Origin of the sequence: Kribbella sp. NPDC051620, assembly GCF_044453825.1 — a bacterium.
Classification (GTDB): Bacteria; Actinomycetota; Actinomycetes; order Propionibacteriales; family Kribbellaceae; genus Kribbella.
On sequence record NZ_JBITDB010000004.1, the window covers coordinates 924,575 to 943,763 of the forward strand.

18 protein-coding genes are annotated in these 19,189 nt (G+C 67.9%); 5 read left to right on the forward strand and 13 right to left on the reverse strand.

The features are described from left to right. Position 1 precedes the first annotated feature (1 nt). Complete coding sequence (locus tag ACIA12_RS23495; protein ID WP_396369166.1) at positions 2–430, reverse strand: pyridoxamine 5'-phosphate oxidase; 429 nt, start codon at positions 428–430, stop codon at positions 2–4. Positions 431–494: 64 nt separating this feature from the next. On the opposite strand from ACIA12_RS23495, the gene ACIA12_RS23500 reads away from it, so the two are divergent. Next, positions 495–1,136 carry a winged helix-turn-helix transcriptional regulator gene (locus tag ACIA12_RS23500; RefSeq protein ID WP_396369167.1) on the forward strand — a complete coding sequence of 214 codons (642 nt, stop codon included), beginning with the start codon at positions 495–497 and terminating at the stop codon, positions 1,134–1,136. Between the two features lie 533 nt (positions 1,137–1,669). Here the strand turns inward: ACIA12_RS23500 and ACIA12_RS23505 are convergent. The 10 genes from ACIA12_RS23505 to ACIA12_RS23550 form a co-directional block, all read right to left on the reverse strand. Next, positions 1,670–3,310: a cation acetate symporter gene (locus tag ACIA12_RS23505; protein ID WP_396369168.1), complete on the reverse strand. Its 1,641-nt coding sequence runs from the start codon at positions 3,308–3,310 to the stop codon at positions 1,670–1,672. Further along, on the reverse strand, positions 3,307–3,651 hold the full coding sequence (locus ACIA12_RS23510) for a DUF485 domain-containing protein (protein WP_396369169.1): 345 nt from the start codon (positions 3,649–3,651) through the stop codon (positions 3,307–3,309). Before ACIA12_RS23510 ends, ACIA12_RS23505 begins: the two co-directional genes overlap by 4 nt. A 107-nt stretch (positions 3,652–3,758) precedes the next feature. Then, positions 3,759–4,532: a class I SAM-dependent methyltransferase gene (locus ACIA12_RS23515; protein WP_396369170.1), complete on the reverse strand. Its 774-nt coding sequence runs from the start codon at positions 4,530–4,532 to the stop codon at positions 3,759–3,761. Positions 4,533–4,570: 38 nt separating this feature from the next. After that, on the reverse strand, positions 4,571–5,299 hold the full coding sequence (locus ACIA12_RS23520) for a cytidylyltransferase domain-containing protein (RefSeq protein ID WP_396369171.1): 729 nt from the start codon (positions 5,297–5,299) through the stop codon (positions 4,571–4,573). Then, positions 5,296–6,126 (reverse strand): hypothetical protein, encoded by an 831-nt coding sequence (locus tag ACIA12_RS23525; RefSeq protein ID WP_396369173.1) that lies wholly within the window; start codon positions 6,124–6,126, stop codon positions 5,296–5,298. Before ACIA12_RS23525 ends, ACIA12_RS23520 begins: the two co-directional genes overlap by 4 nt. Then, on the reverse strand, positions 6,126–7,478 hold the full coding sequence (locus tag ACIA12_RS23530; protein ID WP_396369174.1) for a hypothetical protein: 1,353 nt from the start codon (positions 7,476–7,478) through the stop codon (positions 6,126–6,128). The genes ACIA12_RS23525 and ACIA12_RS23530 overlap by 1 nt, the downstream gene beginning before the upstream one ends. Before the next feature lie 22 nt (positions 7,479–7,500). Beyond that, the gene (locus ACIA12_RS23535; protein ID WP_396369175.1) at positions 7,501–8,625 is read right to left on the reverse strand and encodes a DegT/DnrJ/EryC1/StrS family aminotransferase; all 1,125 of its coding nucleotides are present in this window, start codon (positions 8,623–8,625) and stop codon (positions 7,501–7,503) included. A gap of 5 nt (positions 8,626–8,630) precedes the next feature. Continuing rightward, positions 8,631–9,611, reverse strand: a complete 981-nt coding sequence (gene pseB / locus ACIA12_RS23540; protein WP_396369176.1) for a UDP-N-acetylglucosamine 4,6-dehydratase (inverting) — start codon at positions 9,609–9,611, stop codon at positions 8,631–8,633. A 72-nt stretch (positions 9,612–9,683) separates the two neighbouring features. Continuing rightward, positions 9,684–10,124: a type II toxin-antitoxin system VapC family toxin gene (locus tag ACIA12_RS23545; RefSeq protein WP_396369177.1), complete on the reverse strand. Its 441-nt coding sequence runs from the start codon at positions 10,122–10,124 to the stop codon at positions 9,684–9,686. After that, complete coding sequence (locus tag ACIA12_RS23550) at positions 10,114–10,341, reverse strand: AbrB/MazE/SpoVT family DNA-binding domain-containing protein (RefSeq protein ID WP_396369178.1); 228 nt, start codon at positions 10,339–10,341, stop codon at positions 10,114–10,116. The genes ACIA12_RS23545 and ACIA12_RS23550 overlap by 11 nt, the downstream gene beginning before the upstream one ends. A gap of 215 nt (positions 10,342–10,556) precedes the next feature. Here ACIA12_RS23550 and ACIA12_RS23555 point away from each other — a divergent pair, with 215 nt between their 5' ends. Beyond that, positions 10,557–11,447: a spore coat protein gene (locus tag ACIA12_RS23555; protein ID WP_396369179.1), complete on the forward strand. Its 891-nt coding sequence runs from the start codon at positions 10,557–10,559 to the stop codon at positions 11,445–11,447. A 13-nt stretch (positions 11,448–11,460) separates the two neighbouring features. Here ACIA12_RS23555 and ACIA12_RS23560 read toward each other — a convergent pair whose 3' ends face one another. Together ACIA12_RS23560 and ACIA12_RS23565 are read right to left on the reverse strand one after the other, a co-directional pair. Continuing rightward, the gene (locus ACIA12_RS23560) at positions 11,461–13,674 is read right to left on the reverse strand and encodes a hypothetical protein (RefSeq protein ID WP_396369180.1); all 2,214 of its coding nucleotides are present in this window, start codon (positions 13,672–13,674) and stop codon (positions 11,461–11,463) included. 49 nt (positions 13,675–13,723) lie between these two features. Then, positions 13,724–16,204, reverse strand: a complete 2,481-nt coding sequence (locus ACIA12_RS23565) for a hypothetical protein (RefSeq protein ID WP_396369181.1) — start codon at positions 16,202–16,204, stop codon at positions 13,724–13,726. Positions 16,205–16,240: 36 nt separating this feature from the next. On the opposite strand from ACIA12_RS23565, the gene ACIA12_RS23570 reads away from it, so the two are divergent. The 3 genes from ACIA12_RS23570 to ACIA12_RS23580 are packed head-to-tail and all read left to right on the forward strand — an operon-like array spanning position 16,241 to position 19,157. Next, positions 16,241–17,230 (forward strand): glycosyltransferase family 2 protein, encoded by a 990-nt coding sequence (locus tag ACIA12_RS23570; protein ID WP_396369182.1) that lies wholly within the window; start codon positions 16,241–16,243, stop codon positions 17,228–17,230. Positions 17,231–17,241: 11 nt separating this feature from the next. Beyond that, positions 17,242–18,396 carry a dTDP-4-amino-4,6-dideoxygalactose transaminase gene (gene rffA, locus ACIA12_RS23575; RefSeq protein WP_396369183.1) on the forward strand — a complete coding sequence of 385 codons (1,155 nt, stop codon included), beginning with the start codon at positions 17,242–17,244 and terminating at the stop codon, positions 18,394–18,396. Then, positions 18,393–19,157: an N-acetyltransferase gene (locus ACIA12_RS23580; protein WP_396369184.1), complete on the forward strand. Its 765-nt coding sequence runs from the start codon at positions 18,393–18,395 to the stop codon at positions 19,155–19,157. Before rffA ends, ACIA12_RS23580 begins: the two co-directional genes overlap by 4 nt. Positions 19,158–19,189 lie beyond the last annotated feature (32 nt).

Below are 19,189 nucleotides of genomic sequence, written 5' to 3' on the forward strand. Positions count from 1 at the left end.
GTCAGCGGGAGGTGTCGGAGGTGAGCCAGCGGGTGGGGCGGAACGTCATCAGGGTGACGAGGTTGCCGGGGTCGCCGAGTTCGGTCTGGACGTAGCCCTGGGCGTGCTCTTCGGGCATGTAGCGGCGGGCGATCGTGAGCATCTGCTCGGGGGTCGGCTTGGTCATGGAGACCAGTTCGGCTTCGACGGTCACGTACGCCGGGGGCATCTCTTCGCGCTGGACGACCAAGGACACCACGCCGGCCTGCTTGATGTGCTCGATCCGCTTCGGGGCGCGGCGCTGGGTGCCGGTGAACATCGTGATGTCGCCGCCGGGCTCGTACGCATAGAACGTCGGGACGCTCGTCGGCGGCCGGCCGGGCTCGCCGGTCACGCTCAGGACGCCCACGTGGGTGCCGGCCAGGAACTCTTCGCGCTGTTGCTTGCTCATGGTTGCCATGCACTAAGCTTCATAAAAACAAGTAAGCTTTGTCAAGGGGAGTAGGGTGGTCGATATGACGACGAAGACCTACGGCCAGTACTGCGGGGTCGCCCGCGCGCTGGAACTGGTCGGCGAGCGCTGGGCGCTGCTGATCGTGCGCGACCTCCTGGTCGGCCCGAAGCGCTACACGGATCTGCGCGCCGGCCTGCCGAAGATCCCCACCAACGTGCTCGCCACCCGCCTGAAAGAACTCGAACAGGCCGGCCTGGTCGAACGCCGCATCCTCCCGCGCCCGTCCGGCGCGATCGTCTACGAGCTGACCTCGTACGGCGCCGACCTGGAAGACGTCGTACTGGCGCTTGGCCGCTGGGGCGCCCGCTCCCTGGGCGAGCTCCGCCCCGACGAGATCATCACCCCCGACATCCTGGTGATGGCGCTGCGCTCCACCTTCCGCCCGTCCCGCCTGAAGGCAAAGTACGAACTCCACTTCGGCGACATCACCATCCACGCCCTCATCGACGCCGACAACCTGACTGTCGACGTGGGCTCTCTCGAAGGCGCCGTCGTACTAGAGGCCTTCGCTCCCATCGCCCCCCTCCTCACCGGCGAGGTCGACGGCGCCACAGCCCTGAAGTCTGGACTACTGAAGACCTCAGGCACAGCAAAGGATGTAGATCGCTTCGCCGCAGCCTTCCCCATCGGCCCACCCACATAGCCCCACCCGTGCTCGTGTCGCGGCCCGGCGTCTTGAGCCCACCCGAACCACTGGCGGTCAAGCGCGGCTGCGTAGTCGACTCGTCTCGCGTCGCCCGAGCTGGGCAGCCGCGGGAGGGGCCGATCGGCAACTGGCGTGGTGCTCGACGTGGCCGGTCGGGGTCTAGCACCACGCGTCCGACAGCGTCGAGCACTTCACCCCCGGTGGTTCGGGTGGGCTCAGGACATCGCCACCCAACGCGAGCAGGCGGCGGCCTATGGGTCACCCCGACCGATGCAAGACGAGTCATGCACCCGATGCGTCCCATCGCTGGTAGTTCGGGTGGGCTCAAGACGCCGGTGCGCGTCGCGAGTACGGGTGGGTCCAGGCGCCGGTCGCACCAACGCTCGATGGGTCAGCTACTCGATGCGTCCCGCCGCCAGTGGTTTGGGCGGGCTCAAGACGCTGGCACGCGTCGCGAGTACGGGTGGGGCCATGCGCCAGTACGCCCACGACACCTGGGGTGTCGTGGGCGTACGTAGTACAGGAAATACCTAGTGCTTGCCCGGACCCTCTGCGCCAGCCCCGGTGAGGGAGCGGACGGAGAGTTCGTTGTAGCGGTTCGCGGCGGACTTGTCCTTGCCGACGTACGTGCCGATGACACCCAGCAGGAAGCCCAGCGGGATGGAGATGATGCCGGGGTTCGACAGCGGGAACCAGGCGAAGTCGGCGCCGGTGATCATCGACGTGGGCTTGCCGGAGACGACCGGCGAGAAGATCACCAGGACGACAGCGGAGATCAGGCCGCCGTAGATGCTCCAGACCGCGCCTGAGGTGTTGAAGCGGCGCCAGAAGAGGTTGAACAGCAACGCCGGGAGGTTGGCCGATGCGGCGACGGCGAAGGCCAGGGCCACCAGGAAGGCGATGTTCAGCTTCTGGGCGGGGATGGCCAGCCCGATGGCGACGGCGCCGATGCCGATGGCAGCAAACCGCGCGACCCGGATCTCGTTCTTCTCGGTGACCTTGCCCTTGGCGATCACGTTCACGTACAGGTCGTGCGCGAACGACGACGCCGAGGTCAGCGTCAACCCGGCGACCACCGCGAGGATGGTGGCGAAGGCGACGGCGGCGATCAGTGCGAGCAGGATGGCGCCACCGAGCGAGTCAGCTCCACCACCGACCACTTCGGCCAGCAGTACCGACGCAGTGTTGCCCTTGGATGCGGCAACCGCGGACGACTTGCCCGTATCGAGCAACGCCGCCGCGCCGAAACCGAGCGCCAGCGTCATCAGGTAGAAGGCACCGATCAAACCGATTGCCCACTGCACCGACTTCCGTGCCGACCGCGAGTCCGGGACGGTGTAGAAGCGGATCAGAATGTGCGGCAGACCCGCCGTACCGAGCACCAGCGCGAGTCCGAGCGACAGGAAGTCGATCTGGCCGGTCAGGTCCTTGCCGTACAGCAGACCGGGCTGCAGGAACGCCTCGCCCTTGCCGGAGTGTGCCGCGGCCGCGCCGAGCAGCTTCGACGGGTTGAAGTCGAACTTCAGCAGCACCAGGAACGTGATCAGCAGCGTGCCGGTCATCAGCAGCACTGCCTTGACGATCTGCACCCAGGTGGTGCCGCGCATGCCGCCGATCGTCACGTAGATGATCATCAGCGCGCCGACCAGCACGATCACGCCGGCCTTCAGGCCTTCGCTCTTCACCCCGAGCAGCAGCCCGACGAGCGAACCCGCGCCGACCATCTGGGCCAGCAGGTAGAAGATCGACACGACGATCGTGGAGGACGCTGCGGCGGTACGGACCGGGCGCTGCTTCATCCGGAAGGCGAGCTGGTCGGCCATCGTGAAGCGGCCGGAGTTGCGGAGCAGCTCGGCGACCAGCAGCAGCGCGACCAGCCAGGCCACCAGGAAGCCGATCGAGTACAGGAAGCCGTCGTAGCCGTAGAGCGCGATCTGGCCGGAGATGCCGAGGAAGGATGCCGCGGACATGTAGTCACCGGCGACGGCGAGGCCGTTCTGGGCACCGCTGAAGGAGCGGCCGCCGGCGTAGTAGTCGGCGGTGGTCTTGTTCTGCCGGGACGCCCACCAGGTGATGTACAGCGTCACGGCGACGACCGCGGTGAACAGCGAGATGGTCAGCGCCTGGTTGCCGGGCTCGGCGTCGGCGAGTGGGACGAGCAGGGTGTTCACCGGCGGCGCTCCCTCTTGTACTTGGCGTTCAGGCCGCTGGCCAGCGGGTCGAGTCTGCGGTTCGCGAACCGGCCGTAGACCGCGGCGATGACGAAGGTCGAGACGAACTGGAGCAGGCCGAAGACCAGCGCCACGTTGATGTGGGTGTCGCCGATCCGGTGACTCATGAAGCCGCGGGCCCAGTTGTTGCAGGCGACGTAGGCCAGGTACCAGATCATGAACGCCGCCGTCCACGGGACGACGAAGTTCTTGTACCGGCGTTTCAGCTCCTGGAAGTCCTTCGCCTCGTACACGACCTCATACGCACGAGCTTCTCGCTCGTGCCCAGTTTCCTCGGACATCTGCACCCCTTTTTCCGGAACGCGAACAAGGGCACGTTAGCGGCTGGGGAGCAGTTTGTGTCTGAAAGCAACAAAAACGTTTTCAGGCCAAAGGCTGGAGAGCGAGGTCAGGCCATCGTGCGGCGGTAGTTGGCCAGGTCGCTCGGGCGGGTGCGGTAGCAGTTGGTGAAGTACGGCATCCGCAGCGGCTCGGGCGGCCGGGCGGTGCCGTCGTAGATGGCGTCGATCTGCTCCAGCACCGACTCCCGCCGCGACTCGGTCAGGACCGCGATCCGCGAGTGCGACAGCGCCAGTTGCTTCAAGCCGTTCCGGTCGAGGTCGTGCCAGTGCCGGAACCGGGCTGTCTCGACCATGGAGAACAGGTCTGACTGGAGCAGCGTCGGCATCGGGTCGAACTCGTCCTGGCCGGCCGGGGAATCCTCGCCGATCATCGCGCGGTGCAGCCGGCGGACCCACGGCACCACGGTGTCGGACTGGTTCCAGAGCAGGCCGAGGACGCCGTGCGGGCGTAGTACGCGGGCGATCTCCGGCAGCGCGCGAGCGTGGTCGAACCAATGAAACGCTTGTCCGACGATCACCGCGTCGACCGAGGCGTGCGCCAGCGGGATCGACTCGGCGGCGCCGACCATCGTGTCCACGCCGGCCAGTTTGCGGCAGACGGCGAGCATCTCCTCGGACGGATCGACCGCGACGACGTCGTGCCCGAGCGCGGCGGCGACCTGGGCGAGCTTGCCGGTACCGGCGCCGAGATCGAGGATCTGCAGCCGCCCCGGACCGAGGATCCAGGTCAGCGCGTCGGCAGGGAACGTCGGCCGGCCCGCGTCGTACGCGGCCGCGACGGCGCCGAACGAGTGCGCGCGTGCTGAGTCATCGGTGGTCATCACCGCAAATCATGCCGTAGCCACCGCCTCGCGGGGCGTTACTCGCCGAGCTTCTTCTGCTCGATGTGCGCGTTGAGCGCGGCCAGCTCGGGATGTTGGTCCAGAATCGCGACCAGATCCGCGCAGTTCAGGTCGCCCGCGTCGTACTCCTCGTACAGCGCCGTGAGCAGCTGCCGGTCGTCCTCGGTGTCCAGAGTCAGCCGGTACTGGGCCCCGCCGCCCGCCCATGGCAGGTTCAGTAGGCGGACATCCCCGGCCCGATTCTGGTGCAGATATGACGTCACGTGCTCGCGATCGGCCTGGAGGGTCGCCTTCGCATCGGCCTCCAGCAGCCGGGCGGTCGAGAACACCTCGTAATCCATGCCGCGGGGGTACGTCCGCTCGAGACAGTTCGACAGGTACAGACCCTCGTCGTCCTCGGCGCGCCAGCGGTCGACGCCCGCGGCAACGACCTCGGGATCGATCAACGGGCAGTCGGACGTGACCCGTACGACCGCATCCAGCCCGTACTGCGAAGCCGCGCCCGCGAACCGCGACAGCACGTCCTCCTCGCTGCCCCGGAAGACCGGCAGGCCCAGCTTCTCGGTGAGGATCACGATCGGGTCGTCGTCCACGTTGGTGGTGGTCGCCACGATCACCGGCAGTCCGGTCCGGGTCAGCCGCTCCAGGTGGTACTCGAGATAGGTCCGCCCGGCCGCGGTGAGCAACACCTTGGCGGGCAGCCGGGTGCTGGTCGCGCGAGCCTGGGTGATGATGCCGATGTTCATTGAAACGCTTTCTTTACAGTCCATTGGAACATCTCGCGGATCTCCGCCGGGTGGGCGAGGTTCTCGACGCCGAGCTCGGTGTCGGTGAACTCGCGGGCCTGCGGCAACGGAACGTACGGCTGGTCCATCTCTGGCCACAGCCGCTTGATCCGGGCCTGTCCGCCGAACGACGGGTGCTCGTTCTCCAGCAGCATAGGGTCTCCGTAGACCCCTGGCTGCAATCCGAGCGACGCGCCGTACAGAACCGCCGAGCTGAGCCGGTTGGACGCGACCCGGCGGTGCTTGCGGAGCTCCTTGAGCTGTTTGAGCAGGAAGTCCTTGTCGGTCTTACGCCAGTGCAGGCCGCGGTACCCGTGCGTGATGACCCGGAAGCCGGCCTGCTCGTAGACCTGCCGGATCGCCTCGTTCTGGTACTCGTTCCAGTACAGGCAAACCGTCACCGGGCCCTGCTCGTGCTCGTTGATCGAGGCAACGATCCGGCCGTGGTCGCCGAGCACATGCTGACCTTCCCAGCCGTGGAACGGGTAGAAAATGGTGCCCTGGGCATCAGTGGCGGGAGTCGCCAGCTCAGGATGGTTACGCAGCAGGTAGAGCCAGGGCGCGCCGATCACCGACTGGTTGCGCAGCCCCATCGAAAAACCCCGGCGCCGGACGCTGTCCGACCAGACGAACTTGGGCATCCCGGCGACGAAGGCCGTGTTGTACGCGAACCCGTCGAGGATGTTCCAGCCGTGCTGGAGATAACCCCAGATCCGCGGCGAACCGTGCAGCCCGGCGTACTGCGCCATCACGTGCGCGTGGCCGTAGAAGTGGTTGGCGTGGTGCATCAGAGCCGCCGCAGCCGCTTCACGACCACCCGGGCCGGGTTGAGCACCGCGTGACCGATCCGGTACGGCCGGGAGCGCCGGATCCCGTCCAGCTGACTCTCGAACCAGGTTGCCTGCTCGTTCGCGTCGGCCAGCTCCTGCGACAGCCGCGCGATGGTGGCGAGCTGCTCGGCCTGCCCCTGCGGCCGAAGGTTGTCGAGGGCAACCGTCAGCTCGCCTTCGATCGACAGTCCGGCCATCGAGGCGAGTCGTGCAGTCAATGCCTGAGTGTCGCCCGACCATGGTTGCCGGGAGCCCGCTTCCTGCGCCCGCCGGACGAACCGCGCCAGATGCTCCACGGCGCCACCCGACACCACAACGCCACTGCCGAACAGCCGGTACTTCGTACCGTCCACGATCACGTTGTCGGGGGAAGCGATCGCCGCCGACTCCGGATCCAGCGAGCGCAGCCAAGTGACATAGGCAGGCACGGCACGTCTGAAAGCTGCCTGGTCGTCGACCTTCAGTGCTGCCAGCAACTGTTCTTCCAGCAGCACGCCTTCGCCGGCCGGAATCGACTGTGCAGGAAGGGTTTCTGGCGCCTTGTCGCCGATGACGAAGTACCAGACCGGCGCAAGCTCGCGACCGAGTCCGGCGGCGATCGCATCCTGGATCAGGCGATAGGGATCCATCAGCGTCGCGCCGCTGTGCCGCGCGGCGACGGACCGGCCGATGGCGGCGGCGGTGAGCGGGCCGGCCGGGGTGAGCATCGCGAGATCGGCCGCGACCAGATCGGGGTAGACGCTGTAGACGGTCGTCGCCGAGGCGAGGGCGCCGAGCGCGGTCCGGATCGCGGCCAGGCCGACCGGTGCTTCGACCGTGCCGCCGACGACGCCGGGCCAGTCCGCGTTGCGGGGCACGGTCGCGGTGACGTCGGGCTGGATCAAGCGCTCGATCCCGAACGCGTTCTCGGCGGCCAGCAGGAGGCGGCCGCGCGGGGCCATCCGGGCCTTCAGCAGGGCGAGGCCTTCGGTCCAGGTCATCGACGGGGTGTCGGGGCCGACGAGTCGGGGCAATCCGTCGAGGGCTACGACTACGTCGTACAGGTCGGTGCCGGTGAAGCGGTCGAGGGCGCCGCAGAAGACGCGGCCGCTGACGACGCGGGCGATCTGTTCGGCGTCGGGCGCGGACCGGACCAGCACGTCGACGGTGGCGACCTTGGTGGCGATCAGGTCGAGCAGCTCCAACGAATGCGGGCCGGCGACGAACACCTTGTCGGTGGGCCGCAGTACGGCGTCCAGCAGTGCGGCCGTCGCGGGGCCGCCAGTCGCCGGACGGCCGTCGGCTGGCCGCAGATCAGACCAGTTGAGCATCTCTGCCCCAACCATCAACAAGCTAGGCCACCAGTTTCGTGAGTGTCTCGATGACCCGGTCGACGTCGGCGTCGGTCAGGTCGGGGAACATCGGCAGCGAGAGCTCCTCGCGGTAGAACTGCTCCGCGTTGGGGCACAGGCCGCGCTGGTAGCCCAGTTCGGCGAAGACCGGGTGCCAGTAGACAGGAATGTAGTTCACCTGGACGCCGATCCCGGCAGCGCGCATGCCCTCGAACACCTCGCGGCGGCGATCGCCGAGCACCCGCACGGGGTAGAGGTGCCAGGCGGGATCGACGCCGGGGCGCTGCACCGGCGTACGGAGGCCGTCTACTGCGCTCAGAGCTGCGTTGTACTTCGCGGTGATCTCGGCCCGGCGTTGCTTGAAGGCCGCGAGCCGGCGCAACTGGGACAGGCCGAGGGCGCAGGCCAGGTCGGTCAGGCGGTAGTTCACGCCGAACTCGTGCACCTCCTGGTGCCAGGGGCCTTCGTCGGTGATGGCAAATCGTGAAGGATCGCGGACGAGCCCGATGAAGTGGAACTCGTGGACGCGCTGGGCAACGGCCGGGTCCTTGGCGACGACGGCGCCGCCCTCGCCGGTGGTGAGGTTCTTGGTCGGGAAGAAGGACAGCGTGGTCACGTCGGCCAAGTCGCCGACCGGTCGGCCCTGCGCGAACCCGCCGACCGAGTGGGCCGCGTCGTCGAGGGTCTTCGCGCCGACCCGGTCCGCGATCGGCTGGAGAGCGTCGTAGTCCGCCGGGTGGCCGGCGTAGTCGACAGCGGCGATCACCTTGGTGCGGTTCGTGGTGAGCGCGTCGACGGCGGCCGGGTCGAGCAGGGCGGTGTCCTCCTCGACGTCGGCGAAGAGGATCTTGGCGCCGAGGATCGCGGCGGTCGATGCGGTCGCGACGAAGGTCATCGGGGTCGTGACGACCTCGTCGCCGGGGCCGACGCCCAGCCCGGCGTACGCCATGTGGAGGGCGGCCGTGCCCGAAGTACAGCTGACCGCGCGGTGGCCGCCGGTCAGTTCGGAGATGGCGGTCTCGAAGGCGGTCACTGCGGGGCCGGTGGTGAGCCAGTCACCTCGGAGCACCGCAGTGACTGCTTCGATGTCTTCTTCGGAGATCGACTGACGACCGTAGGGAAGCATCGAGCTCAGTCCTCGAGGAGGATCTTGCGGATCTCGTCGATCGAGTACCACTGGTCGTTGGTGTCCGAGGCGTAGTGGAAGCCTTCGACGACCGGGGTGCCTTCAGCCGGTGCGGCATAACCCCAGCTGGCGAGGTCCGGCTGGAGGACGAAGCGGTTGCCGAGGGTGAGGGCGCGGCGGCCTTCCTCCGGGCTGATCATCTCCTCGTGCAGCTTCTCGCCCGGGCGCAGGCCGATGTCGTGCATGGTCGCGCCGGGGGCGATCGCCTCGGCCAGGTCGGTCACCTTCATCGACGGGATCCGCGGCACGTACAGCTCGCCGCCGGTCATCAGCTCGAACGAGTCGACCACGAACTGGACCGCCTCGGGCAGCGTGATCAGGAACCGGGTGCAGCGCAGGTCGGTGATCGGCAGCGACTGGCCGGCCTCGTGCAGCGCGCGGAACTTGGGGATGATCGAGCCCCGGCTGCCCATCACGTTCCCGTACCTGACCACGCTGAAGCGCGTCTCGTACGCGGCCGCGTAGTGGTTGCCGTTGATGAACAGCTTGTCGGCGGTCAGCTTGGTCGCGCCGTACAGGTTGATCGGGCTGGACGCCTTGTCGGTGGACAGCGCGACGACGCGCTTGACGCCGGAGTCGATCGCTGCCTCGATCACGTTCTGCGAGCCGATCACGTTGGTCTGGACGAACTCCCACGGGTTGTACTCACCGCTGTCCACCTGCTTCAGCGCCGCCGCGTGCACCACGTAGTCCACCCGGTGCATCGCCCGCATCAGCCGGGCCCGGTCCCGCACGTCCCCCAGGAAGAACCGCAACCGCGGATCGTCCCCGAACGCAGCCCGTACTTCCCACTGCTTCAACTCGTCCCGGCTGAACACGATGATCCGCCGCGGATCGAGGTCCTCCAGCGCATGCTTGATGAACGCCCGGCCGAAGGACCCGGTGCCTCCGGTGACGAGAATGTCAGACCCGGTGAGGATGGACACGTAAGCCCCTTCTAGCCACAATTCCGAACCACGCGATCACACCACGCAAGTCCGTACCTTAGCTGGCCCGCCCTACTCGGGCGCCACCAGTTCGATGCTCGGGAAGTAGGTCCGGAAGCGCGCTGTGTCGCGGGTGATCAGCCGGTACCGGTTCACGGCCGCGTGTGCGCCGATGTAGAAGTCGGGCAGTGGCGAGCTCTTCAGACTGCCTCGGCCTCGGTAGGTGACAAAGGCCCGGGATGCGAGGAACCCTGCTGGATAAGGAAGGGCCTCGCGCAGGAAGTCGGCTGCGGGCAACGCTGCGTCGACATCCTCGATCCGGTCGAAGCCGGCGCAGACCTCCGCGTAGATGATCGGGTTGATCACCAGGTCGCCGACATCCCTGGCATCCGCCACCGCGGTGGCGGACCAGTCGGCCCACTTCGCATCATCGGTGAGGATGTCCAGCAGCACACAGGTGTCGACCATGGTCGACACCTGTCGGACGGATTGCAGCCGGCGATCATTCGCCACGCAGCAACTCCATCAGCTCCTCGGTGCTGTGGCCGGTCGTCGCTCTGCCGCGCATCTCGCGGACGAGCCGCTGGCCGTGCGTCTCGCTGCCCTGGGCCCGGACGATCCGCAGCGCGGTGCCGTCCTCGATCACCTCGAGCTCGTCGCCTTCGTGGAGGTGATGCTTGGCGCGCAGCCTGGCGGGGATGGTGACCTGCCCCTTGCTGTTCATTCGCATGATTCCTCCTACGTAGTACGTCACCTACGTATTACATCCTACCTCGGACCGGATACCGTCTGGGCGTGGATCGGGTGATGCGGGTTGGGGTCAGGTGTGATGTGGGGGTTCGGCGGGGGGTTGGGCATGTGATGCGGTGCCTGGCGCTGGCTGAGGAGTTGCGGGGGCGGGGGGTTGAGGTGGTGTTTGTTTGCGACAGTCGGAGTGTGCCTTGGGTGGATGGGCAGATTCGGGCGCGGGGGATCGCGGTAGAGGGTGCCGTGTGGACGGCCGAGGAGCATGTGGCGTTGGCGGGGCGGCTGGGGCTGGATGGGGTGGTGTTCGACTCCTACGACCTGCCGCGGGAGGTGTTCAGCGCAGTGCGGGGGACGGTGCCGACGCTGGCGATCGTGGATGGGGAGTTGCGGGGGGCCGATGCTGATGTGCTGGTTGATCAGAACCTCGGGGCGGAGTCCGATCGGCCGGTGCTGCCTGCGGGGGCAGTGAGGTTGGCGGGGCTTGAGTATGTGTTGCTGCGGGATGAGGTGCTTGGGCTGAGGCCTGCGGAGCCGCCGGTACTACGGGCAGCGGGCGTGCCTCGGGTGTTCGCGTTCTTCGGGGGCACCGACGCCTACGGGGCCGGGCCGTACGTCGTACGGGCGCTGGCGGCGACTGGTGTGCCGTTCGAGGCGACAGTGGTTGCGCCGGGGGATGACCTGGCCGGGGCGATCGGCGCTGTGCAGCTTCAGCCGGGACAGCACGTGCAGGTGATCGGGCCGACGTCAGAGCTGGCCAAGGCGGTCGTGGAGTCGGACCTGGTCGTCAGCGCCTCCGGTACGTCGACCTGGGAGCTCCTGTGCCTCGGAGCCACCGCCGGTCTCGTCTGCGTCGTGGACAACCAGGAGATGGGCTACGAGCGAGCAGTAGCCACGGGTGCGGCCGCAGGGGTCGGCACACTGGCCGAGCTCAAGGCGGATCCGGCAAAAGCTGCCGCGGTACTACGCAAGCTGCTCACCGACCCACAGGAGCGGGCACAGCTCGCCCAGGCCGGCTGGAAGCTCGTGGACGGACAGGGCAGAGCACGCGTTGCGGATGCGCTCGTGGAGCTGATCAGCGCGACTACCTGATCTCGTAGCCCGACTACCTGATCTCGTAGATCGTCGCGTCCAGCGTCGCGTGCCGCAGTCGCACGTACTGCTTCAGCTGCGGCGAGATCTGCCCGGCCCGGTGGTCGGCGTACAGCCAGCGCACACCCAGCTTCCGCAGCCGCTCGATGATGGCCGGCGACGGCGACGTGAAGGTCGCGTCGTTGGCAGCCAACTGCTCCTTGTTCCAGTAGGGCACCTTGCTGGGGTCCACGCCGGAGGTGGCCGAGATCCGGCTCGACCTGTTGGTCCGTACCCAGCCCTCGATCAGCACCTGACGCTCGGACAGCGCAGCGATCCAGAAGTGCCGGCTGTCGCACGTCTCGCCGCGCAGAGCGATGCAGTGCGCGTTGGTGGCGATCAGGTCCTCGGCGGCCGAGTTCTCCTTCAACCAGCGAGCAGCATCTGCCTCAGCCTCGGTCGGCCCATTCCTCCCCGGCCGCCCATAGGCAACGTCGCTTGCCGAAGCGGACACCAGCCCCACCGCCGGCAGCGCCAAGGCCCCGACCATGCACGCAGCCACCAGAGCAGCGAAGAACGCCGTCGGCATCCCGCCACCCCGCCGGCCGGCCTTCCACCCGATCGCGACCACCAGCGCAGCAGCCAGCACCGCCGCCACCGTCCAGATCAAAGGCTCCTTGACCCCGCGCAGATCGGCCGCACCCCACCGACCAAACCCACAAGCCGCCAGCCCGAGCCCAGCAGCACCAGCAACCAGTACCACGCTCCGCCGATCGTCCAACCGCTCGACCAGCCTCGCCAGCCCGACGCAGGACAACACCGCGAGGAACGGAAACGCCATCCGGTAGAACGACAACGGCTGATTCGTCACCAGCGCCGCCACGAACCCGCCGATCGCAAAGCCGGCGACGTAGATCCCACCCGGATCCCGCCAGAACCGCCGCAGGAACAGCACCCCGACGACGGCCAGCCCCCACGCCACCAGGATCACCACCGCGCTGATGAACTCGGCCCGGTCGCCCGCGGTCGCCTTGATCGCCGCATAGGGCGGCAACGCCGAGAACAGAACCCCGAACTTCACCTGCAGCCCCGACGACTCGCCACCGAAGACGACGATCGCCGACCCGACGAACATCCCGAGCGCGATCAGCACCCCGAAGAAAGCGTTCCGCGTAGACCGCCGGAACAGAAAGACCAGCAGAAACCCACACACTGCCATCGGCAGCACACTCGCCTTGGCCCCGGCCGCGGCCAGCGCCACCAGCAGCAACAAGATCCACCGACTCGCCGGTGGCTCTTTGCGCAGCAGGTCGATCGCGATGACGGCAAGCACGAGCGCGAACATCAGCCCCAGGCTCTGCGTCGGACTCAGATACGCCCCCGCCACCATCGAGACTCCACCCACAGACAGGTCGTGCAGCGGCTCCAGCGCGCCGCCGAGACCCGCCACCAGAACGGCCAGCGGCCCAGCCCATACCGCGGCGGCGCTTTCTCCCGCTTGCACAAACCGCTGCATCACCACGAACACCAGCGCACACCCCGCCAACGCAAAGGGCAGCCAACTCAGCGCATAGATCAGCTGAGTGAGCTCCACCCCCGTCGCCCACGACGTCGCCGCGGTGACCTGGTGGAAGAAGGTGTGGAACTTCATCGGCTCGCCACCGATCCACAACGGCACCACCGGTACGTCGGCCTTCGCGCTGGCGGCGAGCGCCTGGTGGAACGCCATCCCGGGATCACTGACCAGCGGATCCGTGTATGCCGGTGCGTAGCGCCCCGGCCCGCTGCGGTAGATCGCGAACAGGACGAGCGAGGTCGACAGCGACAGCAACCAAGCTGTCCAAGGCGCCAGAGGCAGAGCGACCCGGCGCCAGACCCGGTTGCGCACGTCGCGATCCAGCACGCCGAGGACGAGAACGATCGGCGCCCAGCCCCACGACCAGCGCTGCAGCCCGACCGATGCACTGGCCAGGTACACGATCAACTGCACGGCCGTACCGATCGCGAATCCACCAGCGAAGTCCTCGACCAGGCTGCCGCGATAGGCGCCGATCAACCGCCAGATCACCAGCCCGGGCAAGGTCACGCCGACCACCAGGAACAGCCCGTACTTCGCGACGTCGAGAACCGTGGCTCGCGAGATCAGCAGGACCAGGGCCAGCAACAGGACCGGCAGGACCGCCATCCGTCCGGCGAGCGTGCCGGAGCCGGTGTCCTTCGGCCCGCGCCGCCGAGCCCTGGAGTGCATGCGGTCACCCTAATGCCGGAACGGCTCCTTTGCGTAGGCGCGCCATCACTCAGGGGAGTTCGTAGACGAGTGCGTCCGGGGCCTTGAAGCGCAAGGTGGCAAGGCTGTTCAGAGTGCTTGAGACGATCGTCTGAGTCGGGTCGGCGTACAGCCAGCGAACGCCGTACTTCTCCCGCAGCACCCGCAGGTTGTCCCGGGTCGGGGCGACGAAGACGATGTCGTTCTCCTGCAGCTTCGGCTGGTCCCAGAAGGGCAGCGAGTTCGGGCCCATCCCGGTCCCGGCGACGAGGTCGTTGAGCGTGTTCGTGTAGCCCCAGCCCTCGATCAGCACGTGCCGCTCGGACAGCGCCGAGATCCAGAAGTGCCGGGCGTCGCAGCCCAGCGTGTTCTTGCTCGCGCAGTGCGCGTTGGTCGCGATCAGCTCACCAGGCGCCGCGTGGTCGCGCAACCAGACAGCGGCGGCCGCTTGGCTCCTCGAAGGCCCGAGCAATTGCTTGTCGGTCTGCGGCGCCAGTACGACCGGCTTGTACTCCGCCATCGCCTGCATCGGGAGGAACAGGCCGGCGCCCATCCCGGCGAGCACGAAGGAGGCGAGCGCGACCCGGGTCGGCCGCCCGCGCCGATGCCCGCCGCGTTTCCACACCACCGTCACGACTCCCGCGACCAGGAGCAGCAAGCCGATCGTCCACAGCCACGGGCTGATCAGCCCGTGCAGTGATCCGTCGGCCTGCCGGAACGGCTTGGCATCCGCCTTCACGATCGCCCGCGCCGCGGCGGTCGCCCCGATGCCGCCGAGGACGGACGCGAGGACGACGAGATCGGACCACTTGTCGGCGAACCAGAACACCAGCATCCAGACGCCGGCTGCGGCCAGAGCAGCGATGACCGGTACCGCCGTGCGGTGGAAGTACAGCTGGCTGGTGCCCGGCTGGTCGGTCAGGATCATCGCGCAGAAACCGGCGATCGAGATGCCGACCAGGAAGATCATGCCCGGATCGCGGAACCAGCGCGCCGCCGTACCGGTGAGGATGATCAGGCCGGCGGTGCCGAGGACCAGGCCGAGGCAGGCGGTGATCCCGCTGATCCACATCGCACTGTGGTCGAACTGGCCCGACGGCAGCGGATCGGCGATGAGCGGGTAGATGCCGATCTTCGCGAACGTCACCCAGGGCTTCACCGCGAGCCCCGACGAGTGCATGCCGAAGACCACCACGATCGAGGCCGCGAAGATGCCGCCGAGGACCACCGCGATGAGCACCGCGGACCGAGCCAGCCGGCCGTAGCAAAGCCGGACGAAGACGACCAGGGCGAGCCCGCAGATGATCAGCGGCAGCACGGTCGCCTTGGAGCCCGACCCGGCAGCCGCGATCACGACGAACATCACCCAGGTACCGGGCGAACTCCGGCCGCGCAGCAGATCGACGCCGATGAGTGCCAGCAGGGTGATCAGCGCGCCGCCGAGGTTCTGCGTCGGGCTGCCCCAGACGTAGTTCATCAGGCCTTCGGACAGCAGTGAGCCCTGTGGATATGCGCTGACCGTGCCGCCGCTGGAGGCGACCGCGATGGCCAGCGGACCGGCCCAGCGCGAACTCGGAGCGAGCCGGTCGGTGAGAGCGAAGATCAGCGCGGTCCCGGCGATCAGCAGCGGGACCCAGCCGATCGTGTAGACGAGGTCGGTGAGATCGATGCCGGTAGCCCAGGAGGTGGCGGCAGTGAACTGGTGCCAGAAGTAGTGGTAGTCCATCTGCTCGCCGTTGACGTACGGCGCCTGCAGTGGGAAGTCGTACTTCGCACTGGCCGACAGTGCCTGGTGGAACGCCATGTCAGGCGAGTTGGAGCGGGCATCCGTGTACGGCGCCGGCAGGAGGTTCCGGTACCGCCCAGTGCCGTACAGCGGTAGCGCGCAGGCGGCGACGATGAGCCAGGCGGTCACCGGATGGATCGGACGCTCGACCTTGCTCAGCACGCGTCGCCGCCACCTCGGCACCGACACCCCTGCCATCAGTACGGGCGCAGCCCACAACCAGGCCCACTGCTGGAGTCCTAGCGGCGCAATGCCCATGTAGACGAGCAGGAGGATGGCCACGCCGACCAGCGACCCAGCCGCGACGTCCTCGATCAGGTTGTGCCGGAACGGGCTGGCCAGCCGCCACAGGATGAAGCCCGGCAGCGTGAGCCCGAAGACCCAGAACCGCAGCAGCGCCACGATGCTGTCCCCGGACGCATGCCCGGCCATCAGCCAGATCGCCAGCGCGGCCAGCGAGACCCCGGCGCCGGCCTTCACCAGGCGCGCTGTCAGCGTCTCCGGCGCCTGCCGTGCCGCCGGCTGAGGAGGCCGGATGACCGCCCGCAGCTTCCGCGACGACGCCCGCCGCATCCGCGAGGTTGCCCGCAGCCGGGCCGCTTCCCGGAGCCGGGCTTCCTCGATCTCACGGGCTCGTTCCAGCTGACGGGCGGTCTCGCGTCGCTGGGCTGCCTCGCGCCGACGATCGGCGAGGCTGCCGGGGGCATCGCCCGTCACGATTGACACCACCGCAGCCTAGTAGCCTCCCTGCAGGAGGTCAGCATGCCAACCAGTCAGCCCGTTCTGTCCGTCGTCGTACCGATGTACGACGAGGAAGAAGTGCTGCCGATCTTCTTCGAGCGGATGCACCCGCTGCTCGACGGTCTGGGGATCTCATACGAGGTGCTGGTCGTCGACGACGGCAGCCGGGACAAGACGGCCGCCCTGGTCACCGGTGCCACGGCTAGCTGGCCGCAGCTCCGGCTGGTCCGGCTGCTGCGCAACTCCGGTCACCAGGCAGCGCTGTCGGCAGGCTTCCGCAGGGCGCGCGGGGAGTACCTCGTCACCATCGATGCCGACCTGCAGGACCCGCCCGAGGTCATCGCCGAGTTGCTCGCCACTGCGCGGGACAAGGACGTGGATGTCGTGTATGGCGTGCGCTCCGACCGCTCGAGCGACTCCTGGCCGAAGCGGACGACTGCCCGGATGTACTACCGCCTCATGTGCCGTCTGGTCGGCAAGGAGATCCCGTTCGACGCCGGTGACTTCCGGCTCGTCTCGCGGCGAGTGGTGGACGCAGTGAACGGGTTGCCCGAGGACGGCCGGGTGTTCCGGCTGGTGATCCCGTGGCTGGGCTTCCCGAGTGCAGAGGTCCCGTACGTCCGCGCAGTACGGGCGGCGGGCGTCACGAAGTACAACTGGACGAAGATGTTCCGGCTGGCGTTCGACAGTGTGACCGCGTTCTCGGCCGCGCCGCTGCGGCTGGCCACCTGGCTGGGGCTGCTCGGTGGGTTGCTGTCGTTCGCGATGGTGATCGGTGCGCTCATCATCAAGCTGTCCGGCAACAGCATCCCGGGCTGGACGTCGACAGTGCTCGCGGTGGGAGTGATCGGCGCGATCCAGTTGCTGTGCCTCGGGTTGCTCGGTGAGTACGTCGCTCGCTTGTTTCAATCGAGCCAGCGCCGGCCGCAGTTCCTGGTCGGCTACGACAGCCTCGAGGACCCCGGTCACCACAGCTATGCGGAAGCGATCGAAGCCCAAGAGACCGACTAAGCTTCTGCTCTATGCCGGAGCTGTCGCCGATCCCGTTCGTCAAGGCGTACCTGGCGGGTGACGAGCTCGCGTACGTGAGCCGGTCGTTCACCTCGGCCGCGGTCACCGGAGACGGTCCTTTCACCGCCCGGGCGACCGAGCTGATCACCAAGCTCACCGGCGGCCTGGCATCGTTGCTGACCACTTCGTGCACGCATGCGCTGGAGATGACCGCCCTGCTGCTCGACCTCCAGCCGGGCGACGAGGTGATCATGCCGTCGTTCACCTTCGTCTCGACGGCCAACGCCTACGTACTGCGCGGCGCGGTGCCCGTGTTCGTGGACGTCCGGCCGGACACGCTCAACCTCGACGAGACCCAACTCGAGGCCGCAGTCACCGACCGCACCAAGGCGATCGTGGTCGTGCACTACGCCGGGGTCGCGGCGGCCATGGACGAGGTACTGGCGGTCGCGGCGAAGTACGGGCTGGCGGTGATCGAGGACAACGCGCACGGGCTCGGTGGGACGTACCGGGGCCGGCCGCTCGGCTCCTTCGGGGTGATGGCGACGCAGTCGTTCCACGGGACCAAGAACGTGCACTGTGGCGAGGGCGGTGCGCTGGTGCTCAACGACGCCGACCTGCTCGCGCGGGCCGAGGTGATCCGGGAGAAGGGCACCAACCGGAGCCAGTTCTTCCGTGGACAGGTGGACAAGTACCGCTGGGTCGACGTCGGCTCCAGCTACCTCCCGGCCGACCCGCTCGCCGCCTTCCTGACGGCGCAGCTGGAGCAGTTCGACCGGATCCAGGCGCCGCGGCACGCGATCTGGCAGCGGTACGACGAGGAGCTCGCCGTCTGGGCCGCGTCGCGCGGTGTCGGCGTACCGACCGTGCCGGCCGAGTGCGTGCACCCAGCGCATATGTACTACCTGCTCATGCCGTCCCACGAGGACCAGCAAGGCCTCATCGCGCACCTGCGGGAGCTCAACATCAGTGCACCCTTCCACTACCTCCCACTGCACTCGTCGCCGGCCGGTGAACGCTACGGCCGGGTCGGACCCGGCGGTTGTGAAGTCACCGAGCGGCTGAGCGACAGACTCGTCCGCCTGCCGCTCTACAGCCAGCTCACGTCAGACGAGCAGGCCCGTGTGATCGACGGCGTCATCTCCTACAACCTGGTTGCCGCATGAGTTGGTACGACGCCCTGGAGTCCGGCGAGCTGACCAGTCGGCCCGGTGACTACGAGGCCAAGCGGTTCGGCGTCACCGTCGACCGCATCTCGGTCTCAGCCTCCGCCGGTACGCCGCTGGACGAGGTGCTGGCTGCTGTCGACAAGTCCTCGGCTGATGTCGTCATACTCCGCTACCCGGCTCGTGAGGTGACCTGGTTCGCGGCGCTCGCCACTGGGTCGCGTACGGCGCTCCTGGCCGACAGCCTCGTCTACTGGTCGCTCCCGGTCGGCAAGGGCCGTCGTCCGGCGCCACTGGCCGGGTTCAACGCGAGCCTGGAGACAGAGGTCGACGACACGCTCGTGGACGACCTGGTGGGCGACATCTTCGGTGACTACGGGAACCACTACTGCGCCAATCCACTGTTCAAGCGCTCCGAGGCGCTCGCCGGGTATCAGGAGTGGGCCCGGCGCAGCGTGGCCGACGCGGGGGCGGTCGTGCTGCGTGGGCCCGATCGGCGGGTGCTCGCGCTGGCGACCATCGACCAGGAGAGATCGTGGACCGAGGTCCAGCTTGCTGGCGTAGTACCGGCTGAGCAGGGGCGGGGGCGGTACGGGCATCTGCTGGCCGCGGTGGAGGACGCGAGCACCACCCGACGGTTGGTGATCTCGACCCAGGGGCATAACACCGGTGTCCAGCGCGCTTGGGCGCGCTACGGTTTCGAGCCTGTCCACACCCTGCTGACAGTGCACTTAGTAGCCGACCGGTTACTGCTAGCATGACGAATCGATTGAACTGAGCCGAGGAGACCGAA